We start from the raw sequence: 25,071 nt of genomic DNA, 5'->3' as shown, positions 1-25,071 counted from the left end.
GCCCTAGCGCCAGGGCATGCCGACGTAGTTCTCGGCCAAGGTGCGCGTCGCCGCCGGCGAGGCGATCACGTAATCCAGTTCCGATCGCTGCAGCCGGTTCATGAACGGCGTGTTGGCGTCGTTGCGGTGGAGCATCGAGGTCATCCACCAGGAAAAATGCTCGGCGCGCCAAACCCGCTTGATGCAGGCGCTGGAATATCCGGCCAATGCCTGGTCGTCGCCGTCGCGGTAGTGCGCGGTCAGCGCCGCCGCGAGCGTGCGCACGTCGGCGACGGCGAGATTCATGCCCTTGGCGCCGGTCGGCGGAACGATGTGGGCCGCGTCGCCGGCCAGGAACAGGCGGCCGTACTGCATCGGCTCGGTGACGAAGCTGCGCATCGGCGTGATGCTCTTGTGCAGGATCGGCCCGCGCGCGACGCGCCAGCCGTCCTTGCAACTCAGGCGCGTATCCAACTCGTCCCAGATCCGCTGGTCGGGCCACTGCGCCAGGTCTTCGTCCGGCGAGCATTGCAGGTACAGCCGGGTGATCTGCGGCGAGCGCATGCTGAACAAGGCGAAGCCGTTGGGATGATGGGCGTAGATCAGTTCTTCGTTGGCCGGCGGCACCTGCGCGAGCACGCCCAGCCAAGCGAAGGGATAAACCCGCTCGAACACGCTCAGCACGCCGTCGGGAACGCTGCCCCGGCTGATGCCGTGGAAGCCGTCGCAACCGATCACGTAATCGCAATCGATCCGGTGGTCGGCGTCGTCGTGGCGGAAATGCACGCTCGGCGCGGCGCTGTCCAAACCTTGCAGCCGTGTCGCCTCGGCCTGGAACAACAGCGGCTGGCCGCTGTCGATGCGCGCGGCGATCAGATCCTTCACCACCTCGTGCTGGCCATAGACCATGACCCCGCGGCCCTCGGTGTGCTCGCGCAGATCGATGCGATGACGTTGGCCGTCGACCAACAGCTCGATGCCTTCATGGCGCAGGCCTTCGCGCTCCATGCGCGCGCCGACGCCGGCCTCGCACAGCAGATCGACCGTGCCTTGCTCGAGCACGCCGGCGCGGATGCGATGCTCGACGTACTCGCGCGTGCGCCGTTCGAGCACGATCGAGGAAATGCCCTGCCGATGCAGCAGATGGGCGAGCAGCAGACCGGCCGGCCCGGCGCCGAGAATGGCGACCTGTGTACGCATGAAACGGTTTCCTTGTGGATGCGGCCCCGACGGCCGTGGACAGTGCGGCGCAAGAATCGGTGTCATGGGTCGGGCGGGTGCGCGTCCTGTTCGGCGAAGACCTGTTCGGCCAGATGAAACGCCGCGTTCGCCGCCGGCACGCCGCAGTAGATCGCGGCCTGCAGCAGCACTTCGCGGATCTGCTCGCGGTCCACCGCGTTGTTGCGCGCGGCCTGCAAGTGCAGGCGCAATTCGCCTTCGCGGTTGAGCGCGATCAACATCGCGATGGTGATCAGCGAACGGCTGTGACGCGGCAGTCCCGGACGGGTCCATATCTCGCCCCAGGCGTAACGCGTGATCAGATCCTGGAACTCGCGGTTATGCGGATTGAGCGCGGCCAGGCTGCGGTCGACATGGGCGTCGCCGAGCACCGCGCGGCGCACGCGCAGGCCGCGAGCGTAACGCTCGTCGTTGTGCTCAGGCGCGTCGGCGTGCGGCGACAGGAAGGCGATCACGGCGGCGGCGAAATCCTGCGGCGCTTCGATCGGCGACAGGTGGGAGGCAGGCAGATCCTCTCGCGCCGCGCCGGAAATCGCCGCGGCCATCGCGTCGGCGTCGGCGAGGGTCGTGACCGGATCGTGGCGCCCGGCCAGGCACAGGGTCGGCGCGTGAATATCGCCGAGGCGATCGAGCAGGTCGGCACCGGCGATGGCGAGGCAGGCGTCGGCGTAACCGCGCGGATCGCAGCGCGCCAGCGATGCCTGGGCCGCGGCGACCGTATCGGGCGCGCGCAGGGCGAACGCCGGCGAGAACCAGCGCGAAGGCGCGCTGTCCGCCAGCCACGCCAATCCTTCCGCCTCGACCCGCCGGGCGCGTTCGCGCCAAGCCGTCGCCTCGCCGATCCGCAGGGCGGTATTGGCGAGAATCAGGCGATCGATCCGCTCCGGCGCCCGGATCGCCAACCACTGCGCGATCAAGCCGCCCATCGACAGGCCGCACAAATGCACGCGCTGCAGCTCCAATGCCTGCAGCAATCCGAGCAGGTCGCCGCCGAACGTGGCCAGATCGGGAACCGCTTCGCCGGCGCGCCCGCTGGCGCCGTGTCCGCGCGTGTCGTAACGCAGCACGCGCAGGCGCGATGCGAGCAGCGGCATCACCGGGTCCCACATGCTCAGGTCGGTGCCCAGGGAATTGGACAGCACCAGCCACGGTGCGCCTTGCGGGCCGTCGATACGGTAGTGCTGGTCGATGCCGTTGGCGTGGATGAAGGGCATGATCGGTCCTCAATCCAATTGCGCGAGTACGCGGTCGATCAGCGCGTCGTTGGCGCCGAGCGCGCATTCCGGTTCGAACAGCGCATCCAGCGCGACGCGGCCGAGGCCATCGACGATTTCGCGGTCGTCGGCCAATACCTCGCGCAGATGGCGCGATTGCCGCGACGCGGCATCGCAGGCCGCGCGCACGCGCGCCTGCGCGCCTTCGCGACCGAAGCGCGCGGCCAGCGCCACCGCCACCGCCTCGGCCTGGATCAGGCCCAGGCCGTCGAGGCAATGCGCGCGCATCGCCGCGGTGTCCACGCGCAACCCGGCCAGCGCCGATTGCAATTGCGTCAGGCTCCCGCCGGCGAGCCGGAACAACTCGGGCAAGGTCTCCCATTCGGCCGGCCAACCGCCCAGGCCGCGCTCGTGCTCCTGCGGCATCGCCGCGAACAAGGTCGAAACCAGGCCCGGCGCGCGCGTCGCCGCCGCGATGGCGACCGCGCAGGCGACCGGATTGCGCTTGTTCGGCATCGCCGAAGAACCGCCGCGGCCCGGCGCGGCCGGTTCGGACACTTCCGCGATTTCGTTCTGCATCAACAAGGCGATGTCGCGCGCGATCTTGCCCAGACCGCCGATCAACATCGCCAACCAGGCACCGAGCTCGACGATGCGGCCGCGCTGGCCGTGCCACGGCGCCGCCGGAACGTTCAGCTCAAGCTCCAGGGCCAACCGTTCGCCCACGCGCACGCCGTCCGCGCCCAAGGCCGACAACGAGCCGGCCGCGCCGCCGAACTGCAGCGCCAGCACGCGCGGGCGCAACTCGCGCAGCGCGCGGCGCGCATAGACCACCGCGTCCAGCCAGCACGCGGCCTTCAATCCGAAACTGATCGGCACCGCCTGTTGCAGCCAGGTCCGGCCGGGCATGACGCTGCGCCGATGCTCGCGCGCCAGCGCCGCCAGGACCGCGATCAAGTCCTCGATCCGCGCCTCGATCAAATCCAGGCCGGCGCGCGCTTGCAATACCGTGCCGGTGTCGATCGCATCCTGGCTGGTCGCGCCGCGGTGGACCTCGGCCGCGGCCCGCGCGTCGATGAGCGCCACCTGCGCGGTCAGCGCCTTGACCAGACCGATCGCCGGATTGCCGTCGGCCGCGGCGGCGACCGCGAGCGCATCGAGGTCGAACCTCGCGACGTCGCAAACCGAACCGATCCGCTCGGCGATGGCCGGCGCGAACAAGCCGGCATGCGCCTGCGCCCGCGCCAGGGCCGCTTCGAAGTCGAGCATGGCCTGCACGCGCGCGCGGTCGTCGAACAGCGCGCCCATGGCGGCCTCGCCGAACAGCGGGTCGAACAAGGGGATCGGTCGAGCGGTCATTGCGGGCTCCCGGGCGCGCGATCAGAACGAGAAGAACGCGGTCTCGCGTTCTCCCTGCATGTGGATGTCCCAGCGGTGACTGCCGTCGGCCTGAATCCGGCTGATCAAGGTGGCGCGGCGCTCGGCCGGCACCCGCGCAAGCACTTCGTCTTCCGCGTTGGCCTGCGCTTCGTCGCCGAAGTACAGGCGCGTGACCGCCTGCTTGAGCAAACCGCGCATCAGCACGTTGACCAGCAAATGCGGCGCCTGCGGCCGGCCGTCGGCGCCGGCCACGCGGCCGGGCTTGATCGTGATCAGACGGAAGCCGCCTTCGGCGTCGGTCGGCACTCGCGCGAAGCCCTCGAAACCGGCGCCGGCCGCGGACGCGCCGGGATCGTCCAGATGCGCATAGTGGCCGCGCGCGCAGGCCTGCCAGGTTTCGATCAGGGCATCGCCGACCGGCGCGCCCTCGCCGTCGAACACCCGGCCGTGCACCACCACGCGCTGGCCTTGCGCGCCCTCGCTCAGGTCCGTGCGCACGCCGGCGCCCAGGCCGATGATGAAATACGGACCGACCGTCTGCGATGCGGTTTGCCGGAAACTCATGCCTGCGTCCTCATGCTTCCCACGGCGTTTGGCAACGGCCGCGCACGACGATGTCGAAGCGGTAGGCCAGGGCGAACTCGTTGATGCAGTTCTCCCAGTCGAACTGCGCGACCATCCGCGCCCGCGCCTGCTCGTCGCCGACGCAGTTGAAGATCGGGTCGAACGCCAGCAGCGGATCGCCGGGGAAGTACATCTGGGTGATCAGGCGGCTGCCGAAGCCGGCGCCGAACAGGGAAAAATGCAGATGGGCCGGTCGCCACGCGTTGTAGTGATTGCGCCACGGATACGCGCCGGGCTTGATCGTCACGAAGCGATAGCGGCCGTCCTCGTCGGTCAGCGCGCGTCCTTCGCCGCTGAAATTCGGGTCCAGCGGCGCCTGGTGTTGATCGCGCTCGTGCAGATAGCGGCCGGCGGCATTGGCCTGCCACATCTCGATCAGGCTGCGCCGCAGCGGCCGGCCGTTCTCGTCCAGTACCCGCCCGGAGACGACGATGCGTTCGCCCTGCGGTTCGCCGGCGTGGCCGCAGGTCAAATCGTGTTCGTGCTCGCCCAGGACCAGGCGCGCGAAATCCGGCCCGGTGACTTCCGACAAGGTCGCGGCGATCGCGATCGGCGCGCGGGTCGGTCCGCGCAGCACGCTGGAACGATAAGGCTCATGGATGAAGTCCGGCTGGGTGTTCCAGTACGGCCGACGGAATCCGACGATCGGTTTCATGGCATGTCCATCGCGGATGAGCCGCGCCGCGGGCGAAGCTCGGGGTAGAAACGGCGGTGCCGGGACGCCGGCATCGTGCTCGCGCGGATTCGGCGGGCAGCGGCGCTCATCGCACTCGCTCCAGCGCCAAGGCCACGCCCTGGCCCACGCCGACGCACATGCTCGCCAGCGCGTAGCGTCCGCCGCCGAGTTCGAGTTGGCGCATCGCGGTCAACACGAGCCGCGCACCGCTCATGCCCAGGGGATGGCCCAGCGCGATCGCGCCGCCGTTGGCGTTGACGTGCGCCGCGTCGTCGGCGATGCCGAGCTGGCGCAGACAGGCCAGCGCCTGCGCGGCGAAGGCTTCGTTGAGTTCGATCGCGTCGATGTCTTCGATATGCAGATGCAGCCGCGCCAGCAGCTTGCGCACCGCCGGCACCGGTCCCATGCCCATCAGTCGCGGCTCGACCCCGACGGTGGCCATGCCCAGCACCCGCGCGCGCGGCGTCAATCCGTGCCGCGCCACCGCCGCTTCCGACGCCAGCAGCAGCGCCGCGGCGCCGTCGTTGATGCCCGAGGCATTGCCGGCGGTGACGCTGCCGCCGTCGCGGAACGGCGCCTTCAATGCGGCCAGCCCCTCCAGCGTGGTGTCCGCGCGCGGATGCTCGTCGTGTTCGAGCAGGCAGCGCTCGCCCTTGCGCCCGCGCGATTCGACGGCGACGATTTCGCCGTCGAAATAGCCGCGGCCGCGCGCCTGCGCGAAGCGCTGCTGGCTGCGCCAGGCGAAGCCATCCTGGTCGGCGCGCGAGATCGCGAAGGCTTCGGCCACGTTCTCGGCCGTTTCCGGCATCGTCTCCACGCCGTGACTGGCCTGCAGCCGCGGGTTGACGAATCGCCAGCCCATCGTGGTGTCCTCGATGCGTTGATCGCGCGCGAAGGCGCCGGCCGACTTGGCCATCACATAGGGCGCGCGCGACATCGATTCGACTCCGCCGGCGATCGCCAGATCGACCTCGCCGGCGACGATCGCGCGCGCCGCGCTGCCGACCGCGTCCAGGCCCGAGCCGCACAGGCGGTTGAGCGTGGTCGCCGGCACCTGCGCCGGCAGCCCCGCCAGCAAGGCGCTCATGCGGGCGACATTGCGGTTGTCCTCGCCCGCCTGATTGGCGCAACCCAACCAGATTTCGTCCAGCGTCCGCCAATCCAGTTGCGGATGGCGGCGGATCAGTTCGCGCAACGGCAGCGCGCCCAGATCGTCGGCGCGGATGCCCGACAGCGCACCGCCGTAGCGGCCGATGGGGGTGCGGATGCCGTCGCAGACAAAGGCCGCGTTCATGCCGCACCCGCTTGTGGCTGCGCGCCGTGCGCCGCGGCGCTGCGCGCCTGCAAGGCGCGCAGGGTGTCCAGCTCGCGCGAACTGGGCGCGGGAGTGATGCCCAGGTCCGCGGCGAAGCGCGGCGGCCAGCCGGTCGCGCACTCGACCTGCTCGCGGCTCACCCCCGGATGCAGGCTGACCACGGTCAGTTCGCGGCTGTGCGCATCGGGCTCCATCACGCACAGGTCGGTGATCACCGCGGTCGGCCCCCGTCCCGGCAGGCGAAGGCGTTGGCGATGATCGCCGCCTTCGCCGTGACCCACCGAGGTCACGAAATCCAGCTTCTCGACGAAGCTGCGCGCCGACTGCTTGACGATCACCAGCACCTCGCGCGCGCAGGCGGCGATCTCCGGCGCGCCGCCTGCGCCGGGCAGGCGCACCTTCGGCGCGACGTAATCGCCGATCACGGTGGTGTTGAGATTGGCGAAGCGATCGATCTGGGCCGTGCCGAGAAAGCCGACATCGACGCGGCCGCCCTGCAGCCAGTAACGGAATATCTCCGGCGTAGCGACCACCATGTCGGCGGTTTCGGCCAGTTCGCCGTCGCCGATCGACAAGGGCAGCACGCGCGGACGCGTGCCGATCGGGCCGGATTCGTAGATCAGCACCGCGTTCGGCGCATGGGTCAGCCGCGCCAGATTGGCGGCGGCGGACGGCAGGCCGATGCCGACGAAGCACACCGCGCGATCGGGCAGGCGCCGCGCCGCGGCGACGGTCATGATTTCCTCGGTGCTGAAGTCGCTCCCGCTCATGCCGCGACCCCGTGGGTCTCGTCGAACTTGCGGCGGAATCCGGCGAAATCGTCGGTGGCGAGCACATACCGCTCGATCCAGTCCGAGAAGGTTTCGCGATCGCGGGCGATCGCGTCCCAGGCCGTGTAGAAGCGGCTGTCGCGGGCGTAGTAGCCGTGCGCGTAGGAAGGAAACGCGCCGCCGGAAACCGCGCATACCGCGTCGATGGTCCAGCCGGGCAGGATGCAGGCGTTCGGCCAGGCATCGAGGTCGTCGACGATTTCCTCGACCGTGACGATCACCCGGCGCGCCGCGAGCGCGGCCTCCTTCTGCACGCCGAGTATCCCCCACAGCAGCACGTTGCCTTTCCTGTCGGCTTTTTGCGCATGGATCACGGTCACGTCCGGCCGCAGCGCCGGCACCGCGGCCAGACGTTCGGCGGTGAACGGACACTCGATGAAGCGGATCTGCGGATTGACCTTGGGCAAGTCCGAGCCGGCGTAGGCGCGCAACACCGCGAACGGCAAGCCGGCCGCGCCGGCGACGTAGGCGTTGGCCAGATCGGCGTGACTGTGCTCACGCGCGCTCAGCGGCCTGGGCCAACCGTGTTCGATCGCATCGCGCAGACGATGCAGCGAGCCGACGCCGGGATTGCCGCCCCACGAATAGATCAGCGCGTCCGCGCAACCGGCGCCGATGAGTTGATCGTAGATCAGGTCCGGCGTCATCCGCGCCAACGTCAAGCGGCGTCGCCGCTGGCGGATCAGTTCGTGGCCGGCGGCGAAAGGAATCAGGTGGGTGAATCCCTCCAGCGCGACGAAATCGCCGTCGCTCACATGCGTGGCGATGGCTTCGCGCAGTTCGATGATGTCGGCCATGTGTCGCGTCCCTGGATCGGATCTGGAAATCGTGGGAGTGGTGCGAACCTTCGCGCATGCGCCGCGTCGGTTCGTCGCGCGCCGGGAGCGCTGCGCGCCCGGCATCGCATTCGACGAATCGGTCGCTGCGCAAAGTGGCAGTGGCGCTCCGTCGCGACAGACGCTAGGGTGATCGCGGCGCAGCATTCAAGTTCGAATATCGATTTTTTGTGCGATTACCGGACAGTCGATCGAGCGCCGACACATTTACTGCATTCAACTGGTGCCATAAGCACCACTAAAAATCAGTAGAAAAAACATATGAAAAAACCCTCGCCTAAATCCGTGTCCCGCGCAGCCGCTGCGCCCGCGCCGCCGCAACGTTCCGGCGCGGTTCGTCACATCATGGAAACCATCGAAGTCTGCGAAGGCGATCCGGACTTCATGACGTCCTTCGCGCGCGGGCTGGCGGTGCTGCGCGCGTTCACCGGGCATAGCCGGGTGCTGACGGTTTCGCAGATCAGCCTGGAGGTCGGGATTCCGCGCGCGGCGGTGCGGCGCGCGCTGTACACGATGCTGCGCCTGGGCTATGTCGCCGAGCACGATGGCGGTTACTCGTTGCTGCCGCGGGTGCTGGGCATCGGCAATGCCTACCTGTCGTCGGCGACCCTGGCGCAGATGGCGCAACCGGTACTCGACGGATTGCGCGACCGCATCCACGAGTCGTGTTCGCTGGGCGTGCTGGACGAAGACGAAGCACTGTATGTGGCGCGCGCCGAAACGGTGCGCATCATGTCGATCGGCCTGCGCCCCGGCAGCCGCATTCCGGCCTATTGCTCCTCGCTGGGCCGCATCCTGCTGGCGCACCTGCCGGCGGAGCGGCTCGATGCCTACCTGGCGAGCGTGGCGATGCGCCCGCGCACCGACCGCACCGTGGTCGAACGCGATCGTTTGCGCGAACTGCTGACCAAGGCCAGGCGCAGCGGCTACTGCATCGTCGATCAGGAACTGGAACTGGGACTGCGCTCGATATCGGTGCCGGTGCGCGCGCCCAAGGGCGAAATCGTCGCGGCGATCAACGTCGGCACCGCGACGGCGCGGGTCACCTTGCGCGCGCTGGAAAGCGAGGTATTGCCGGAGTTGCGCCGCGCGGCGATGCAGTTGGAATCGTTGCTGCACTGAGCCGGCCGCGAGCCGGTCGCGCGGCGCGCGGGCGATCGCTCGGTTCCCGCCGCCGCCGCGCGGCGGCGGCGCGGGGCGGCGGCGGCGCGGGGCGGCGGCAGCGCTCAGAACACGTGCATCCAGCGCAACACCAGTTGCTCGCCTTCGGCGCGATTGCGCGCGTGACTTTCGAAGTAGTAGTTCGCGATCAACCGATCCTTGTCGCCGCGCCACTGCACTCCGGGGCCGACGCCGAACAGATGCTCCTTCGAACCGGGCTGGCGGATGCCGTTGATGCGATCGGGATCGATCTGGTTGAACACATAGCCGCCGACGCCCAATCGCCATTGCGGCGCGATCTGATACGACACGCTCAGATTCATATGCCAAGCCTGCCCGACCTGGGTATGCCGCAGCGGTGCGCCGAACCGCGCCTGCACCGCGGTCTCCGGATCGTTGTTGCGGCCGTTCCACAGATACATCAGGCGGCCACTGGTCTCGAGCTTGTCCGTGGCGCGCCAAGTGAAGGCGTAGTACGGATTGAAGCTCCAATAGTGATTTCCCAGGTTCAACGCGGCATTGCGGTCGTACGCGCCCAGCGGCAGGTTGAAGCCGAGGGTCAGGCGCGAACTGAAAGGCCGGCCGAACAACTTCTTGCCCGACCATTGCACGAACGGACCGACGAACGTGTTGCCCAGCCGGGTCTGGGATTCGTCCAGGGTCGCTGTCTTGATATCGATGCTGGCGATGGGCTGGATGACCTCGACACCCGGCAAGCCGCCCAGCACGGGCATGTCCCAGGCATACGCCAGATGCGGCCGCGCCACCCACAGATCGCGGTTGAACGCGCCGGGCCGGCGCCGGCCGGCGGCATCGTAACTGTCGGACGCGCGAAAATGGCTCATGCTCCACTGGAACATCAAGCCCTTGCCGCCGCCGCCGTCCTCGAAACTGGTCGACCCCAGATTGACCGGCGGCGCCGGCAGATCGAGCGCGAACGCCGGCGCAGGCAAAGCCAAGGCAAGCGCGAGCACGCTCGCGCCGAATCGGTTGCACATCAGTTATCCCCCTCTGCGGAACGGGTTCTGCGCAGCCGGCCCTCGCCCGTCATGACGACGCATTGCGAGTACGCGGCGAATACGCGGCATCGGCTCATCCACCACGGCGCCGATCTGGCGATACGCGGGGCGATCCCGGCAAGCGAATCCGTGCGCATCGAACGGAGCGTTTGCGCATTGCTTGCTTCCAGGACCGGAGCAACGCTAGAACCGCTCGCACTCGCACATCAAGTGCGAAATACGAAGTATTGTGCGATTACCGCGCAATGGTTCGGGCGCGCACGGTAGTGGCTGTGATCTCAGCACATTGGATGTGCCACTAAGCGATCTGATCGCTTACATCAAGACATCAACACCAAGAAAAATCCATGCATCGCTGCGCGCGCCGACGCGATCGACGGCGCAAACGAAACGCCCGCCATGAAGGCGGGCGTTCGATGTCGGTAACGCGACTGAGGCCTCAGTCGCTCAACTGCTCCGCCGGCGGATCTTCGACTCCGCGCGAAACCATCGCGGCGATGGCGATATCGCCGGTGACGTTCAGCGTGGTCCGGCACATGTCGAGGAAGTGGTTGACGCCCAGGATCAGGCCGATGCCTTCCGGCGGCACCTTGACCATAGCGCAGATCATCGCCACCACCGGCAACGAGCCCGACGGAACGCCGGCCGTGCCGATGCCGCCGAGGATGCACACCAGCATCACCATGACCTGCTGGCCCAGGGTCAGATCGACGCCGAAGAACTGCGCCAGGAAGATCACCGTGACGCCTTCGAACAAGGCGGTGCCGTTCTGGTTCGCGGTCGCGCCGACGGTGAGCACGAAGCGCGAGATGCGCCGCGGCAATTTCAATTCGTCGGCCACGCGCAGCGCGGTCGGCAGGGTCGCGTTGCTGGACGCGGTGGAGAACGCCAGCACCATCGCTTCCTGCGCGCCCTTGAAGAACTCCAGCGGCGAGCGGCCGCCGATGAACTTGAGCGCCAGCGAATAGACCACGAACAGGTGGATGGCCAGCGCCGCGACCACCACGGCCACGTACTTGGCCAGCTTGAACAGCAAGTCCCAGCCGAACGCCGAGGCCAGGTTGAACATGAAGCAGAACACCGCATACGGCGCCAGCTTGATCACCAGGCCGATCAGCGTCATCGAAATATCGAACAGGCCCTGGATGCCTTCGCGCAGCGTGTCCACCGCCTTGGAACGGGTCAGCACGGTGCCGACGCCGATCATCAGGGCGAAGAACATCACCGCCAGGATCGCGTCGTCGGCGGCGGCCTTGATGACGTTGTCGGGCACGATCGAGATCAGCATCTGGATGCCCTTGGGGGCATGCGCGCTGCCGGCGACGATGCTTTGCGTGCGCTCGGCGTTCTCGCTCATCAACTGCTGGGCCTGGGCCGGATCGACGCCGGCGCCGGGCTGGAAGATGTTGACCATGACCAGGCCGAGCACCACCGCCAGACCGGACATGATCACGGTCAGGCCCAGGGTGCGCCAACCCACGCGGCCGAAGGAGCGTATGTCGCCCATCTCGCTCACGCCCATGACCAGGGCCGAGAACAGCAGCGGGATCACCAGCATGAAGATCAGGCGCAGGAAGATTTCGCCGGCCGGCGCGGTGACCATTTCGGTGAACAGCTTGAGCAGCGGGCGGCATTGCCAGCCCAGTTCGGCGCCGGGCGCGAGCGCCGGACAGGCGTTGCCGGCCAGTTGCGCCCAGCTCACGCTGCCGATGCCGGCGGCGTAGACGATCAGCCCCAGGATCAGACCGGCCGCGAAGCCGATCGCCATCTTCCAGTGCAGCGGCAGTTTCTTGCCCGGGTTGGAGGTTTCGCTCATGAATCCGGCCTGGCCAAAACAGCGGGCAGGATACACCAGGGGTTGGCGGGGGCTTTTTTACCGATGGCTTGGGGGTGGAGCGAATCCCCCCTGCCCCCCTTTTTCAAAGGGGGGAACGGCAACAGCGGGGTTCGGAATATCCCTACGCCCCCAACCAGACCCGGTTCCCCCCTTTGAAAAGGGTGAAGGGCCGCGCTTGCGAACCGCAGGTTCGCGCGGCACTGAACGCCCACAGGCTGTGCCTGTGGGCCGGAGGGCCAGGGGGATTTGCTCTTCCAGGCAGATTCGCTCTTACTTGCGCACCGGATAAAGCGGCGCCAGCGGCGAAGCCGCCTCGCCCTGCGCCTGCCGCCACTGCGGCGCCTTGGCGAACGCGGCGCGCAGCGCGGTGCGCGCGGCCACGCCGTCGCCGCCGCCCCAGCGCGCGCGGCGCAGCGCCTGCACGGCCCCGCGCTGGCCCGGGTCGGCCAACCGTTCGATCAGTTCGTCGTCGTCACGGGCGGGCGGGCGCGCGAGCCCACGCAGCACGCTGGCGATATGGTCGAAGTCGCCGACGTCGATCAACTGACGCAGCGCCGGCAAATTCAAGGTCAAGGCCGCGGCCTCGGTTGCGGCCGCCTGCGGCGCCGGCTTGGCGGCGGCGAACCCGCGCGGTTGCGCGCGCAGGTGCAGCGCCCATAGCAGCGTCGCCAGCCACAGCAGCGCGAACAGCACCGCCGCGACCGCCCAGCCGGTACCTCCCGACGTCGCCGCGCCACTGGCATCGACCGCGCCGGCGGCAGCGTTGCCCTCGCCGCCCGCGGCATCCGCGGCCGGGCCGGTCGCGCGGGCCGAGCCGGTCGCCGCGCCCGAAGCCGGCGTGACCGTCCAACTCAGCGCCGGCAAGCTCGCGCTGCGCGCGGTGCCGGCGGCCACGTCCCACCAGTCCAGGCGCAGACCGTCCAGATGCACCGGCCCTTCGCGCGCCGGCACCAGCGAGAATTTGCGCGTCAGCTTCACCCGCGGCCGGCCGCCGGTGAAGCCTTCGTCGGCCTGCACCGGCTCGGCGAATACCTGCACACCGTCGATCGGCGGCAACTGCAATTCCGGCAACTGCGCCAGACTCGCGCCATCGACGGTGGCCTCGACCACCACGCTGGCGGCGTTGCCCATGCGCAGTTGCTGCGGCGTGGTGCGGTAACGCAGATCCAGACTGCGCAGCGGCAGCCACGGCTGCGGCGCGTTGGCCGGCACCGGCCGCACGTTGAGCACGCGCGACTTGCTGCGCGCGTGCTGCGGATCGCCGCCGCCGCCGACCAGTTGATCGATCAGGCTCGGCGCGCTGCGGCCGTCGAACGCCGCCGGCGGCACGCTCATCCGGCCGCTGCGCTCGGGCACCAGCAGATAGCGGCGCTCGACCACGGTGTAGGTGTTGCCGCCGATGTTGCGTTCGTACTGGGCGTCGTCGCCGATCTTCATCAGCGAGGCGCCGTCGGGCACCGGCTGATCGAGTTTGCCGCCGACGATAGGCACCGACGAATACAACCGCACCAGCCAACCCACCGCCTGCTGCACGTAAGGATTTTCATCGTCGGGCACGACTTCGACGAACACCTGCGCGCTGGAGGCGATCGCCGGCTGCGTGTCCGCCGGCTCGGGCTCGACGTACAGATTCAACGGCTTGGTGTAGACGCCGCCCACGCGCAGGGCCGCCACGGTGAGCCGCCCGCTGCGCTTGGGCCGCAGGGTCAGCACGTAGCGGCTGCGGGCCACCATGCCGCCGTTGCCCGGTTCGATGCGGGTGTTGGACTTGCTGTCGAGGGGTTCGAAATCTTCGTACAGCGGCGAATAGTCCGGGCCGCCGCCGACATTGCCGTCGGATTCCACGTTGAGCGTGACGGTCTCGCCGGCGCGGACGCTGTCGCGATCGAGCCAGGCGCGCGTCTGCGCGAACACGCCGCCGCTGAAGCCGGCCAGCAGCAGGCACAGCGCGAATTTGAGCAGGTAACGCGGCATCGGCCTCAATCTCCTTCCAACGCCGACATCTGGCGCCGGGCGTATTCGATCTTGAATTTTTCCCGCAGCAGGCTGCCCGGGTCGTCGGGCACGCGCTTGAGCCAGGCGTCGTTGGCCTGCCGGCGCTCGCGCTGCGCCGGCGTGCGCGCCGGTTCGCGTTCGCCCTTGGGCCCCTTGTCGCCTTCTTTGGCCTGGCGTTCGAGCTCGCGCTGCATGCGTTCGCGCTGCTCGGCGTCGGCCTTGCGTTGGGCCTCTTTGTCGTCGGCCGGCGCCTTGCCTGGGTTTTGCGCCGGGTCTTTTTCGTTCTGGCCCTGCGGCGGCTGTTGCGGCTTGCCCTGGTCGGGATTGGGCGACTTCGAATCGTCGGAGGGTTTCGGGTCCTGCGGCTTGTCGCCGGACGGATTGGGCTGCTTGGCGCCGTCGCCGCCCTTCGGCGGCTTGCGCTTCATCGCCGCTTCGACCGCGCGCTTGTTGGCGATCGCATCGTCCATGCCGGGCTGCTGCTTGAGCGCGCGATCGTAAGCCTGGATGGCTTCCGGATACTGCCCTTGGCGCGCCAGCGCATTGCCGAGGTTGTATTGCGCGTCGGCGCCGTCGCTGCGCTTGTACAGATCGGCGGCCTGTTCGAACTGGCCCTGCTGATAGGCCTGATTGCCTTGCGCGATGCGTTCGTGCGCGGCCTGATCGGCGCGGGTCCACAGCGATTGCGCGTGACCGGGCGCCATCGGCAGCCACAGGCACAGCAGCGCGACCGCGGCGACGCCGCTGCGGCGGCGGAACGCCAACAGCGCCAGCAGCATCAACAGCGGCAGCAGCCAATAGCCGTCGTCCTCGCGGGCCAGGCGTTTCTCGCCCTGGGCCGCGCCAACATCGCCGCGCTCCGGCGCGAGCACGCCGAGTTCGCGCAGATCGCTGTCGTCGCGGGCGATGGTGGCGTAGCGGCCCTCGCCTTCGACCGCCAGCGCGCGCAGCGATTGCGTGTCCAGGCGCGCCATCACGATGCGTCCGTCCGGGCGCTGGAACGGCGCGCCGCTGTTGCTGCCCAGGCCCAGCACCGAAACCCGGTAGCCGTCGCCAGCCGCGGCATTGGCGGCGCTGCGCTCGCGCTCGTCGGCGCGATCGGTGATCAACAGAATCTGCCCGCGCGCGAAACCGCCCTGCTTCAACAACTGCGCCGACCACTTGATCGCGCGGTCGGCGCGCTGGCCGTCGCCGGGCATGATGTCGGGTGCGAGCGAATCCAGGAACACGCTCAGATTGCGCGGATCGTCGGTCAGCGGCGCGACCGTGTAGGCATCGTCGGCATACACCACCAAGGCCATCTGGCCGCCGCTGCGACGCGCCAGCAGCGACGACAGTTTGGCCTTGGCCTGCGCCAGGCGGGTCGGCGGCAGATCCGCGGCGAGCATGCGGCTGGACAGATCCAGCGCGATCACCAGCGGCGTCTGCCCCTGCCACAGCGGCTGCGCGCTCTGCGACCAGCTCGGCCCGGCCATCGCGATCACCGCGAACAGATAGGCCAGCGCCGCCGCCACCGCGGCGAGATTCGAACGCCGGCCGCCGCTGGCTTCGAGCAAATGCGGCAGCAGATGCGCATCGACCCGTTCGCGCCAGACATTGCGCGAGCGGCTGCGGCGCAACCACAGCCAGCCCAGCAGCGGCAGCGCGAGCAAGGCCCACAGCCAATGCGGACGCAGCCAGATCAGCGGCGCCAGATGGCCGACCAGATCGTTCCAGGCCGAATTCATGCCGTCCTCCGCCGCGGCCAAAGGAAGGCCAGCAAGGCGAACACGAACGCGCCGCCCAACGGCCACGCGTAGCGCTCCAGCCGCGGACGTACCGCCTTGCCCGGGCGCTGTACCGGCTCCAGGCGATTGATCTCGGCGTAGATGCCGACCAGTTCGGCGGTGTCCTGGGCGCGGAAGAAACGCCCGCCGGTGACTTGCGCGATGCGGCGCAAGGCCGCTTCATCGACTTCCGCGCCGCCGCCGGCGGTGGGAATCTTGATTCCGAACAACGACATCGAACCGTCGCCGCCGAAAGCGATGGTGTGGATGCGCACGCCCTCGTCGCGGGCGATTTCCGAGGCGCGGATCGGATCGGCGGTGCCGGGCGTGTTGACGCCGTCGGTGAGCAGGATCAGCACGCGCTCGTCGCTGGGCTGGTCGCGCAGGCGCCGCACCGCCAGGCCGACCGCTTCGCCGATCGCGGTTTCCTGGCCGGCCAGGCCGACCAGGCTGTCTTCGAGTTGATCGCGCACCGTGGTCAGGTCCAAGGTCAGCGGCGCGAGCACGTAGGCGTGATTGCCGAACACCACCAGACCGATGCGATCGCCGGCGCGGCGGTCGAGGAAATCCGCGAGCACGGCCTTGGCCGCGGTCAGCCGGTCGACCGCGCGGCGGCCCAGGCTCATGTCGAGTTCGCTCATGCTGCCGGACAGATCCAGCGCGAGCATCATGCCGCGGCCGACCTGCGGCGGACGGATCGCTTCGCCCAGTTGCTGCGGCCTCGCCGCCGCCACGCACAGCAGCGCCCACGCGATCCAGGCCAGCACGCCGGCGCCGGCGCCGCCGCGCAGGCTGCGTCCGCCGGCCGCGGCGACCGTATCCAGGCGCGCGCCGAACGGGACTTTCAACGCCGCCGAGCCGTCGCGCGCGGCCGGCAGCAGCCAGCGCACCAACAGCGGCAACGGCAGCGCCGCCAGCAGCCAGGGCCAGGCGAACACTTCGCGCCATTCGGACAGCATCACAGCCAAGCTCGCCATCAGCGCACGCCCATCCATTGCAGGAACCGGCGACGCGCGATCTCGCGCAACGCCGCGGCCTGGGCGGCATCGACCTGACGCCGGTAACCGCCGTCGAGCAACAGGCGGCCGCTGCCGGCGGCGAAATCCTGGCGCTTGCTGCCGCGATCGAGAAATTCCAGCCACTGCTGGCCCTGCAGGCGGTCGGCGTCGCGATCGCGACGGCGCGCGGCGCGGCGCAGCAGTTCCGATATCGCCGCGACCTCGGCCGCGGGCGTGCCGGCCTGGGCCAGGGCGTGATCGAAGACCTGCTCGATCTCGCGGCGGCGGCGAGTGCGGCGGCGATGCCACAGATACGCGGCCAGCGACACGATCACGACCACCGCGATCAGCGCCCACCAGCCCGGCGCCAGCGGCCACCACGAGGGCGCGGCCGGCAGGTGCACATCGCGCAGAACCAGCGGCGCGGCCATCACGCCACCAACGGCCGCGCGCGGCCCAGCAGCGGCAGCCAGGATTCGCTGGCCGCATCGCTCGACAAGGCCTGCACGCGCACGCCGCGCACCGGCAGTTTTTCCAGCGCGACCTCGACCGGGGCGACGAAGCTGTCGTGCCAGCGCTGGCGCTGCGCGTCCACGCCCAGGTCGAGTTCGATCCGCTGGCCGTCGCGACTGAACGGCAAGGCGCCGCGCGGCGGTTGGGTTTCGATCGGATCGGTCAGCAGCAGCACGACCACTTCGTGATGCTGGGCCAGCACCGCCCAGCGGCGCTGCGGCAGGGCCGCAACGCTGCCCGGATCGGCCAGCACGATCAGGCGCGAACCCGGCCGCAGCAAGCGCGCGGCGTGATCCAGGGCGACGCCCAGGCCGGCATCCTCGGCTGGCGCCTGTGCGTACCAGCGCACCATCGCATCGAGCACGCGCAAGGCGCCGCGCGGGCCCGAGCCCGGGTTCACCGGCGGTTCGCGCAGACTGCCGCGCAGCGCGGCGATGCGGTCGCCGTCGCGCGCCGCGGCCCAGGCGGCGATCGCGCCGGCGCGCGCGGCCTGCACCGACTTGAAGCGCACGCGGGTGCCGAAATACAGCGACGGCGCGGTGTCGGCGACGATCAGCGTCAGCCGCTCGCGCTCGGCCTGGAACAATTTCGTGTGGGCGCGGCCGGTGCGCGCGGTCAGGCGCCAGTCGATGTGGCGCGCGTCGTCGCCGTGCGAATACTCGCGCGACTCGGCGTATTCCATGCCGCGGCCGCGCAGCGGCGACAACGCCTGTCCGCTGACGCCGTGGCGACCGAGGCGCGCGCTGCGGCGGCCGCTGACGGCGGCGCGCAAGGCGACCAGCTCGGCCAAGCTCGGAACGATTCCATCACTCATCGACCGATTCCACGTCCGCTCACGCCGCTGTCCGCAGTGTTCATTCCCGATCCCTGGTCCGGCAGCTCATCGATCCATCCGGCGCCGCGCGGGCCGCCGTCTCCCATACCGAATCCCGACTCTCCCGCCCTCAAGGCAACGGCACCTTCTTGAGCAGTTCGCCGAGCAGGCGATCGCCGTCCCAGCCTTCGGCGGTGGCTTCGTAGCTGGGCAGGATGCGATGGCGCAGCACTTCCGGCGCGATCGCGCGCACGTCGTCGGGGGTGACGAAGTCGCGTCCGCCCAGCCAGGCGTGGGCGCGCGCGCAACGCTCCAGCGCGATCGAGCCGCGCGGGCTCGCGCCCCAGGCGATGCGGCGCGCGAGCGCGGGGTCGTAGCGGCCGGCGTCGCGCGAGGCGAGCACGATCTCGACCAGATAGCGTTCCACCGCCGGCGCCACGTGCAAGTCCAGCACCGCCGCGCGCGCGGCGAACACGTCGGCCAGCGGCATCCGCGCGACCGGCTCGGTCACCGCCTTGAGCGTCTGCCGCGCGCGTTCGCGCGCCAGCCGCAGGATTTCGGTTTCCGCCGCGGCTTCGGGATAGCCGATGCGCACGTGCATGAGGAAGCGATCGAGCTGCGCCTCGGGCAGCGGGAAGGTGCCTTCCTGTTCGATCGGGTTCTGGGTCGCCATCACCAGGAACAGCGGCGGCAGCGCGTAGGTGGCGCGGCCGACGGTGACCTGGCGCTCGCCCATCGCTTCCAGCAACGCCGACTGCACCTTGGCCGGCGCGCGGTTGATTTCATCGGCGAGCAGGATCGGATGGAAGATCGGCCCGGGCTGGAATTCGAAGCGGCCTTCCTGCGGGCGCCACACCTCGGTGCCGGTGAGGTCGGCCGGCAGCAGGTCGGGGGTGAACTGCACGCGGGCGAATTCGGCCTCCAGGCGCGCGGCGAGCGCGCGCACGGCGCTGGTCTTGGCCAGGCCCGGCGCGCCTTCCACCAGCAGATGGCCGTCGGCCAGCAAGGCGATGAGCAGCCGTTCGATCAACTCGGCCTGGCCGACGATCTCCAGCGAAAGGGCATCGCGCAGATGCTTGAACGCATCGTGCAAGCGGGCGATGTCGACGTCGGCGACGACGGTTTGCTGAGCGATCTGCGGTGCGCTGTCCATCCGGTATCCAGTTGCGAGCGGGGGCGGGGCGGGAAAGGTTCGGGTCGATTTTGACCGAAGTCGGCCGCCGAGGTTCAACCCGGAGGCACAGAGCGTGGCCAGCGGGCGAGCGGGACGCTCGATATCGAGCGCGTTCCGCCAGTTTCATTCGGCGCCAAGCGGCGGCGAGGCGGGAGTGCCGAAGGTCGTGGCCGGCGGTCGAACCGAGGCGGAGGCGGATTCGCCGGACCGCAGCCGGCGCCGGCCGCGCGCGCCTGAACGGCCGAATGCGGCAATCGCCGGCCGCCACAAACGCAAAGAGGGCCCGCAGGCCCTCTTTGCCGAAACGACGCCGCAATCAGCGCTGCGACACCTTCATCACCTTCGGCGTCACGAAGATCAACAGCTCGGCTTTGCTTTTGCTGCGGCCCTTCTTCTTGAACAGATTGCCGAGGAACGGGATGTCGGCCAGGAACGGCACCTTGGACAGATCGGTGCGGTCCTTGAACTCGTACACGCCGCCGATCACGACCGTCTGGCCGTCCTCGACCAGCACCGCGGTGTTGATGTTGCGCTTGGCGATCCGCGGCACCTGACCGATCGAGGTATCGATGAAGCCTTCGACCTCGTCCTTCTTGACGTTCAGATTCAGGAACACGCGGCCGTCGTTGGTGATGGTCGGGTTGACCTTCATCTCCATCAGCACGTCCTTGAACTGCACGTTCGGAATCGGAATGCTGTTGCCGCCCTGCTGCGGCGAGATGGTCACGTAGCCGACTTCCTGGCCCTGGCTGATCACCGCTTCGCGCTGGTTGCTGGTGACCACGCGCGGGTTGGAGACCACTTCGCCGCGACCCTCGGTCTGCATCGCGCTGAACTCTATGTCCAGGTCGACGAACTTGCCGAGGATGGTGAACGCGAGCGCGCCGCCGGAAGTGGCTGCGGGGAGGTTGGCATTGAGGCTGGCCGGGAACAGGAACGCCGGATTGGTCAAGGTCTGCAGCAGCGAACGGGCCTGATCGCGCAGGGCCGTGCCCTTGGTAATATCGTTACGCTGCTCGGCCGCCAACGCGTCATCGATCAAGCTGCTCGCCTGACCACGAATCAGATCGTTCTTGGCGGTGGTGTTGCGGTAGTTGTTGATGCTCTCCAGCGTACCGCTGGTGATCACGTCGCCCTTCTGGCCGGACACACCGAAACGCGCGCCCAGATCGCGGGCGAAGCTTTCGTTGGCGATGACGATGCGGGCCTCGATCAGGACCTGATCGACCGGACGGTCGATGACCCGGATCAACTCCTTCATCTGTGCGACTTTCTTCGGAATGTCGCTGATCATCAAGGTATTGGTGCGCTCGTCGGCGACCAGGCGGCCACGCGGCGAGAGGAAGCCGTTTTCGCTGTTCGAGCCTTCGCCGCCACCCGTGCCGCCACCGCCGATACCTTTGGCCTCGGTCAACGCCTTATAGATCTGCGCAGCATTGTGGTAGTTGACCTGCACGTACTCAGTGGTCAGGTCGACGCGGTTGTCGAGGGCGATGCGCGCGTCTTCGCGATCCTGCTCGTACTTGGCGACTTCGGCCTGCGGCGCGACCCACACCACGTTGCCGCTGCGGCGCTTGTCGAGACCCTTGGCCTGCAGGACGATGTCCAGGGCCTGATCCCACGGCACGTTGACCAGGCGCAGGGTCACGTTGCCCTGCACGGTGTCGGCGGCGACGATGTTGAGGTTGGACTCTTCCGCGACCAACTGCAGCACCGTGCGCACCGGCACGTCCTGGAAGTTGAAGGTCACCGGACGGCCGCCGTAAGTGCGGGCGACCGGGGCCGGAGCGCTGATGCTGCCGGAGGTCGGCGACGCGCCGGAGGCCGGCTTGGCGCCGCCGGCGGTGGCCGCCGCGCCTACCGCGCGATTGCCGCTCTGCGCCGTGCGCGGCACCACTTCCACGATGTAGTCGCGACCGGTCTGGTACGCCATCGTGTCGTAGGCGCCGCTGGTGTTGAGCACCAGTTGCGCGCCGGTGCCGCTGGTGCGCGCGTCGATGCGCTGCACCGGCGTGGCGAAGTCGGCGACGTTGAGCGGACGCTGCAACGAAGCCGGCAGCTGCGCGTTGCCGACGTTGATCATCACCTGCGCGCCCTGGCTGCGCATGTCGGGCAATGCGCCTTCACCGCTGAAGCGCACGATCAGCTTGCCGGAGCCGCCGTCGCCGCGCTTGAAGTCGATGTTGGCGACCGAAATCGTGCCCGGCAATTGCTTGGACGGGTCGTTGCTCGGCGTCGGTGCCACGGCCGGCGCGGCCGCGAGCGCGACCGGCGGCTGGACGGCGGGTGCCGCCGGAGCCGTCTGCGGCGCCGCTTGCGCGGCGCTGATGCCGGCCAGCAGACCGACTACCAGTCCGGCCATGCGGGGCCCGGCCATGCGGGTGCCGGAGGCCATGGGGCGTCGGTCCGACGGCATGTTGTTGGCGTTGAATACGATCATCATGCTATCCCCTAATCATTGATCTTCCAGCGCCACGGAAGCCGGACGTTCCAGCCAACCGCCTGCGCCATCCGGCACCAGTTCAACCAAGTCGATGCGTTCCTCAGTCACGGCGGTCACACGACCGTCGTTCTGCCCCATGTACGCACCGGGTCGAACACGATAAGTCACTTTGTCGGGCGCCATGACCAGCGCCACGATACCGCTGCCGCGTCCGAGGGTGCCGACCATGTCGAGACCATCGAGCGGGAACTGTTCCAGCGGCTGCTTGCGTCGCGCCTTCTCCGGACGCGGACCCGATCCGGTGTCCTCGTCGGTGAAGGCGGTGCTGAACGGATCGCGCAGATCCTGCGCGGCGTACTCGAAGGTCTCGAACTGTTGCATGACCGGCAGCGGGTCCAGCGGCGGCGCCGGCTTGGCCTTGATCTCGGCGACCCACTTCTCGAGATTGGGCGCCTCGCCGGGCGTGCTGGTGATGCTGCGGAAGCAACCGGTGCCGAGCAGGGCCAGGCCGACCGCGCAGGCGGCGGCGAGCGAAGAGCGGTTAAGCACGAAGGAAGCGCGCATGTCAGGTGCCCTCCTTCTTGTCGCCGGCCGGCGCCGGAGCGCCGTTCGCGCCTGCCGTGCCGTCGGCCGGCTTGTTCTGCGCAGCCATCTCGTCTTCATCCAGATAGCGGTAGGTCTTGACCGTGCCGGCCAGCTCCAGGGGGCTGTTCGGGGTGATCCCGCCCAGCGCGTCCTTGTTGTTGCTGCCCTTGGGCTTCAGCGAGATGTCGTGCATGGTCATGATGACCACGCGCGGCAGCGAAGCCACGCCGCTGACGAAGGCGCCGAACTGGTGGTAGGTGCCCACCATGCGCAGCGCGATCGGCTTCTCGGCGTAGAACTCCTTCGGGACTTCCGCGCCGGGCTGGAACAGCTCGTTGGAAATGCCGGTGGCCAGCGCGGTCTGGGAGATGTCCACGATCAGGTCGGGCATCTCGGTCTTGCTGGGCAGCTGGCGCAGCATCTGCTGCAGTTGCTGTTCCATCTGGGTCAGCTGCTGCTTGAGCGGCTCCAGGTTGGCGGCGCGGCCCTGCTTGGTCTCGAAGGTGCCGCGCAGTTCGGTTTCCTTGCGCTCCAGGCCTTCCAGCTCGGTGCGCTTGTCGCTGACGAACAGCCACCAGGCCAGGCCGATGATCACGATGCCGACGACGGCGCAGAAGATGATCTGCGCCTGACGCGGCCAACCGCCGATGTTGTTGAAGTCCAAGTTCTTCATCGAAGCCTTTCTGCTCACGACGCGGCTCCTGTCTTGGTCGGGGCGGCCGGCGCGGGCTTGGCCGGGGTGGCGGCGGGCTTGGCGGCCTCGGGCGCGGGCTTGGCCGGGGCGGGCTGTGCGGCACCGGGCTTGGCCGTCGGCGCGGCGGCACCGGCAGGCGCGGCGGCCGGAGCGGAACCGGCCGGAGCCGTACCGCCCGCGGGCGCGGTGCCGGCAGCGGCGGCGGCCGCATCGACCGGAGCCGCGACCGGCGCGTCCGGAATGCCGTCGCCGTCCTCGTCCTTGGGCGCGTTCGGGTTGGCCAGTTTCACCGTCAGCTTGAACTCGTACGGCAGACCCTTACCACCACCATCCTTCGCCTCGATGATGGTCAGGTCCGGCTTGCTCATCCAGCCGGAGACCTCGAGGTTGCGCATGTAGCTACTGACGCGGGCGTTGGACTGAGCGCGACCTTCCAGGGTCAGCGTCTCGGCGTCCTGCTTGATCGCGGTCAGCACCGCGCCGTCGGGAATGGTGCGCACCAGCGAATCGAACAGGTGCACCATCTGCGAGCGGTTGGACTGCAGCTTCTCGATCACTTCCTTGCGCGCGAGCAGCTTGGCCTTCTTCTTGTCGAGTTCTTCGATTTCGGTCAGCTTCTTATCGACTTCCGCGATCTGCCCTTCCAGGAAGGTGTTGCGGTTCTGCTGGCCGCTGATTTCGCTGCTGTAGTAGAAAACGATCAGCACCGACAGCGCCGCGGCGGCCAGGGCCGACAAGGCGAGGATGGCGCCGAATTCCTTCTGTCGTGCTTTGCGGCGCTCGGCGCGCCACGGGAGCAGGTTGATGCGTGCCATCAGTCGAAGCTCCTCAGGGCCAGGCCGCAGGCAATCATCAGCGCGGGCGCGTCCTGCGCCAGCGCATGGGCCTGGACACGCGGGCCCAGGGTCATGTGCGCGAGCGGATTGGCCACGGTGGTCGGTACGCCGAGCTGTTCTTCGACCATCTCGGCGATGCGCGGAATCGAGGCGCCGCCGCCGGCCAGGACGATCTGATCGACGCGGTTGAACTCGCTGCCGGCATAGAAGAACTGCAGCAGACGGCTGACCTGCTGGACCATCGCCTCCTTGAACGGCTCAAGCACCTCGGCCTGATAGCTCTCCGGCAACCCGCCCTGGCGCTTGGCCAGACCGGCTTCTTCGTAGCTCAGCCCGTAGCGGCGCATCACCTCGTCGGTCAGCTGCTTGCCGCCGAACACCTGTTCGCGGTGATACAGGCTGCGACCGTTGCGCAAGACATTGAGCGTGGTCATGGTCGCGCCGGAGTCCACCAGCGCCACCAGTCCGTCGCGCGGGCTGCTGAGCGTGTCGGCGAGCAGGGCGAAGGCGTTCTCGATGGCGAAGGCTTCGACGTCCATGACCCTGGGGGTCAGGCCGCCGAGCTCCAGCGCCGAGGCCCGGACTTCGACGTTCTCCGAACGCGAGGCCGCGAGCAGCACCTGGACCATGTCCGGGCTGCCCGGCATCGGGCCGAGGATTTCGAAGTCGTGGTTCACCTCGTCGATCGGATACGGCACGTAGTTGGCCGCCTCCAGCTCGATCTGCGATTCCAACTCGTCTTCGTCGAGATCGCTCGGCATGCCGATGACGCGGGTGATCACCGAAGAACCGGCGACCGCGGCGGCGGCGTGCTTCACGCGGGTCCCCGATCGAGCGACAGCGCGTTTGATCGCCTCGCCCACCGCTTCGACCTCGACAATGTTCTTTTCCACCACCGCATTGGGCGGCAGCGGTTCGACCGCATAATGCTCAACGCGGTAGCGATTGCCCACTCGTGAGAGTTGCAGCAACTTTACCGCGGTCGAGCTGATATCCACACCGACCAAGGCCGGCTGGCTTTTTGTGATGAGTCCCACAGTTATCTCCCCATGCCACAAGCGCTTACGCGCACTTCGTGTGGCCCCGGATTAGATAACGGACTTTTCACAGGCTGGCAACCACTTCTTTTGGGTTTGCCAACCC

General features: G+C 68.7%; 22 protein-coding genes and 1 pseudogene. 1 reads left to right on the top strand and 22 read right to left on the bottom strand.

The window, feature by feature from the left end; genetic code table 11:
- Positions 1-3 precede the first annotated feature (3 nt).
- The 9 genes and pseudogenes from pobA to J7J50_RS08030 all read right to left on the bottom strand — a co-directional run bounded on the left by pobA (position 4) and on the right by J7J50_RS08030 (position 8,054).
- Positions 4-1,179, bottom strand: a complete 1,176-nt coding sequence (pobA, locus tag J7J50_RS08065; protein WP_215060642.1) for a 4-hydroxybenzoate 3-monooxygenase — start codon at positions 1,177-1,179, stop codon at positions 4-6.
- Positions 1,180-1,241: 62 nt separating this feature from the next.
- Positions 1,242-1,661: a 4-carboxymuconolactone decarboxylase gene (pcaC, locus tag J7J50_RS08060; RefSeq protein ID WP_251044551.1), complete on the bottom strand. Its 420-nt coding sequence runs from the start codon at positions 1,659-1,661 to the stop codon at positions 1,242-1,244.
- Between the two features lie 9 nt (positions 1,662-1,670).
- Positions 1,671-2,432: pseudogene (pcaD, locus tag J7J50_RS24735) on the bottom strand (3-oxoadipate enol-lactonase); the annotation flags it as partial.
- Between the two features lie 9 nt (positions 2,433-2,441).
- On the bottom strand, positions 2,442-3,791 hold the full coding sequence (gene pcaB / locus J7J50_RS08055; protein ID WP_215060640.1) for a 3-carboxy-cis,cis-muconate cycloisomerase: 1,350 nt from the start codon (positions 3,789-3,791) through the stop codon (positions 2,442-2,444).
- A 21-nt stretch (positions 3,792-3,812) separates the two neighbouring features.
- Entirely contained in the window at positions 3,813-4,376 is a 564-nt protein-coding gene (gene pcaG, locus J7J50_RS08050; RefSeq protein ID WP_215060638.1) for a protocatechuate 3,4-dioxygenase subunit alpha, read from the bottom strand.
- A gap of 10 nt (positions 4,377-4,386) precedes the next feature.
- Positions 4,387-5,091, bottom strand: a complete 705-nt coding sequence (gene pcaH / locus J7J50_RS08045) for a protocatechuate 3,4-dioxygenase subunit beta (RefSeq protein ID WP_215060636.1) — start codon at positions 5,089-5,091, stop codon at positions 4,387-4,389.
- Between the two features lie 106 nt (positions 5,092-5,197).
- Positions 5,198-6,406, bottom strand: a complete 1,209-nt coding sequence (gene pcaF, locus J7J50_RS08040) for a 3-oxoadipyl-CoA thiolase (RefSeq protein ID WP_215060634.1) — start codon at positions 6,404-6,406, stop codon at positions 5,198-5,200.
- Positions 6,403-7,197, bottom strand: coding sequence for a CoA-transferase subunit beta (locus tag J7J50_RS08035; RefSeq protein ID WP_215060631.1), 795 nt, complete (start codon positions 7,195-7,197; stop codon positions 6,403-6,405). The genes pcaF and J7J50_RS08035 overlap by 4 nt, the downstream gene beginning before the upstream one ends.
- The gene (locus tag J7J50_RS08030; protein WP_215060629.1) at positions 7,194-8,054 is read right to left on the bottom strand and encodes a CoA-transferase; all 861 of its coding nucleotides are present in this window, start codon (positions 8,052-8,054) and stop codon (positions 7,194-7,196) included. Before J7J50_RS08030 ends, J7J50_RS08035 begins: the two co-directional genes overlap by 4 nt.
- Before the next feature lie 384 nt (positions 8,055-8,438).
- Here J7J50_RS08030 and J7J50_RS08025 point away from each other — a divergent pair, with 384 nt between their 5' ends.
- On the top strand, positions 8,439-9,215 hold the full coding sequence (locus tag J7J50_RS08025) for an IclR family transcriptional regulator C-terminal domain-containing protein (RefSeq protein WP_215060627.1): 777 nt from the start codon (positions 8,439-8,441) through the stop codon (positions 9,213-9,215).
- Positions 9,216-9,319: 104 nt separating this feature from the next.
- Here J7J50_RS08025 and J7J50_RS08020 read toward each other — a convergent pair whose 3' ends face one another.
- From J7J50_RS08020 to J7J50_RS07960, 13 genes are all read right to left on the bottom strand, one after another.
- Positions 9,320-10,252 (bottom strand): transporter, encoded by a 933-nt coding sequence (locus tag J7J50_RS08020; RefSeq protein ID WP_215060625.1) that lies wholly within the window; start codon positions 10,250-10,252, stop codon positions 9,320-9,322.
- Positions 10,253-10,712: 460 nt separating this feature from the next.
- Positions 10,713-12,089, bottom strand: coding sequence for a dicarboxylate/amino acid:cation symporter (locus J7J50_RS08015; protein WP_215060623.1), 1,377 nt, complete (start codon positions 12,087-12,089; stop codon positions 10,713-10,715).
- A 291-nt stretch (positions 12,090-12,380) separates the two neighbouring features.
- Positions 12,381-14,084 carry a BatD family protein gene (locus J7J50_RS08010; RefSeq protein ID WP_215060621.1) on the bottom strand — a complete coding sequence of 568 codons (1,704 nt, stop codon included), beginning with the start codon at positions 14,082-14,084 and terminating at the stop codon, positions 12,381-12,383.
- Positions 14,085-14,089: 5 nt separating this feature from the next.
- A complete protein-coding gene (locus J7J50_RS08005; RefSeq protein WP_215060619.1) occupies positions 14,090-15,832 on the bottom strand; it encodes a VWA domain-containing protein in 1,743 nt (580 codons plus the stop codon).
- Positions 15,829-16,848, bottom strand: coding sequence for a VWA domain-containing protein (locus tag J7J50_RS08000; RefSeq protein ID WP_215060617.1), 1,020 nt, complete (start codon positions 16,846-16,848; stop codon positions 15,829-15,831). Before J7J50_RS08000 ends, J7J50_RS08005 begins: the two co-directional genes overlap by 4 nt.
- Entirely contained in the window at positions 16,848-17,300 is a 453-nt protein-coding gene (locus J7J50_RS07995) for a DUF4381 domain-containing protein (protein ID WP_215060615.1), read from the bottom strand. The genes J7J50_RS08000 and J7J50_RS07995 overlap by 1 nt, the downstream gene beginning before the upstream one ends.
- On the bottom strand, positions 17,300-18,196 hold the full coding sequence (locus J7J50_RS07990) for a DUF58 domain-containing protein (protein ID WP_215060614.1): 897 nt from the start codon (positions 18,194-18,196) through the stop codon (positions 17,300-17,302). Before J7J50_RS07990 ends, J7J50_RS07995 begins: the two co-directional genes overlap by 1 nt.
- A 130-nt stretch (positions 18,197-18,326) precedes the next feature.
- Positions 18,327-19,349, bottom strand: coding sequence for a MoxR family ATPase (locus J7J50_RS07985; RefSeq protein ID WP_215060612.1), 1,023 nt, complete (start codon positions 19,347-19,349; stop codon positions 18,327-18,329).
- A 337-nt stretch (positions 19,350-19,686) separates the two neighbouring features.
- Positions 19,687-21,810, bottom strand: coding sequence for a type IV pilus secretin PilQ (pilQ, locus tag J7J50_RS07980; RefSeq protein ID WP_251044546.1), 2,124 nt, complete (start codon positions 21,808-21,810; stop codon positions 19,687-19,689).
- A gap of 15 nt (positions 21,811-21,825) precedes the next feature.
- The gene (locus J7J50_RS07975) at positions 21,826-22,377 is read right to left on the bottom strand and encodes a pilus assembly protein PilP (protein WP_215060609.1); all 552 of its coding nucleotides are present in this window, start codon (positions 22,375-22,377) and stop codon (positions 21,826-21,828) included.
- Between the two features lies 1 nt (position 22,378).
- Positions 22,379-23,089, bottom strand: coding sequence for a type 4a pilus biogenesis protein PilO (gene pilO / locus J7J50_RS07970; RefSeq protein WP_215060607.1), 711 nt, complete (start codon positions 23,087-23,089; stop codon positions 22,379-22,381).
- Entirely contained in the window at positions 23,086-23,907 is an 822-nt protein-coding gene (locus J7J50_RS07965) for a PilN domain-containing protein (protein ID WP_215063040.1), read from the bottom strand. The genes pilO and J7J50_RS07965 overlap by 4 nt, the downstream gene beginning before the upstream one ends.
- Positions 23,907-24,965, bottom strand: a complete 1,059-nt coding sequence (locus tag J7J50_RS07960; RefSeq protein WP_215056939.1) for a pilus assembly protein PilM — start codon at positions 24,963-24,965, stop codon at positions 23,907-23,909. Before J7J50_RS07960 ends, J7J50_RS07965 begins: the two co-directional genes overlap by 1 nt.
- Positions 24,966-25,071: the final 106 nt, after the last annotated feature.

This window comes from Lysobacter sp. ISL-50, from assembly GCF_018612875.1.
GTDB lineage: Bacteria > Pseudomonadota > Gammaproteobacteria > Xanthomonadales > Xanthomonadaceae > Lysobacter.
Note: the sequence above shows the minus strand (reverse complement) of the source record. Positions and strands in the feature narration are given on the sequence as shown.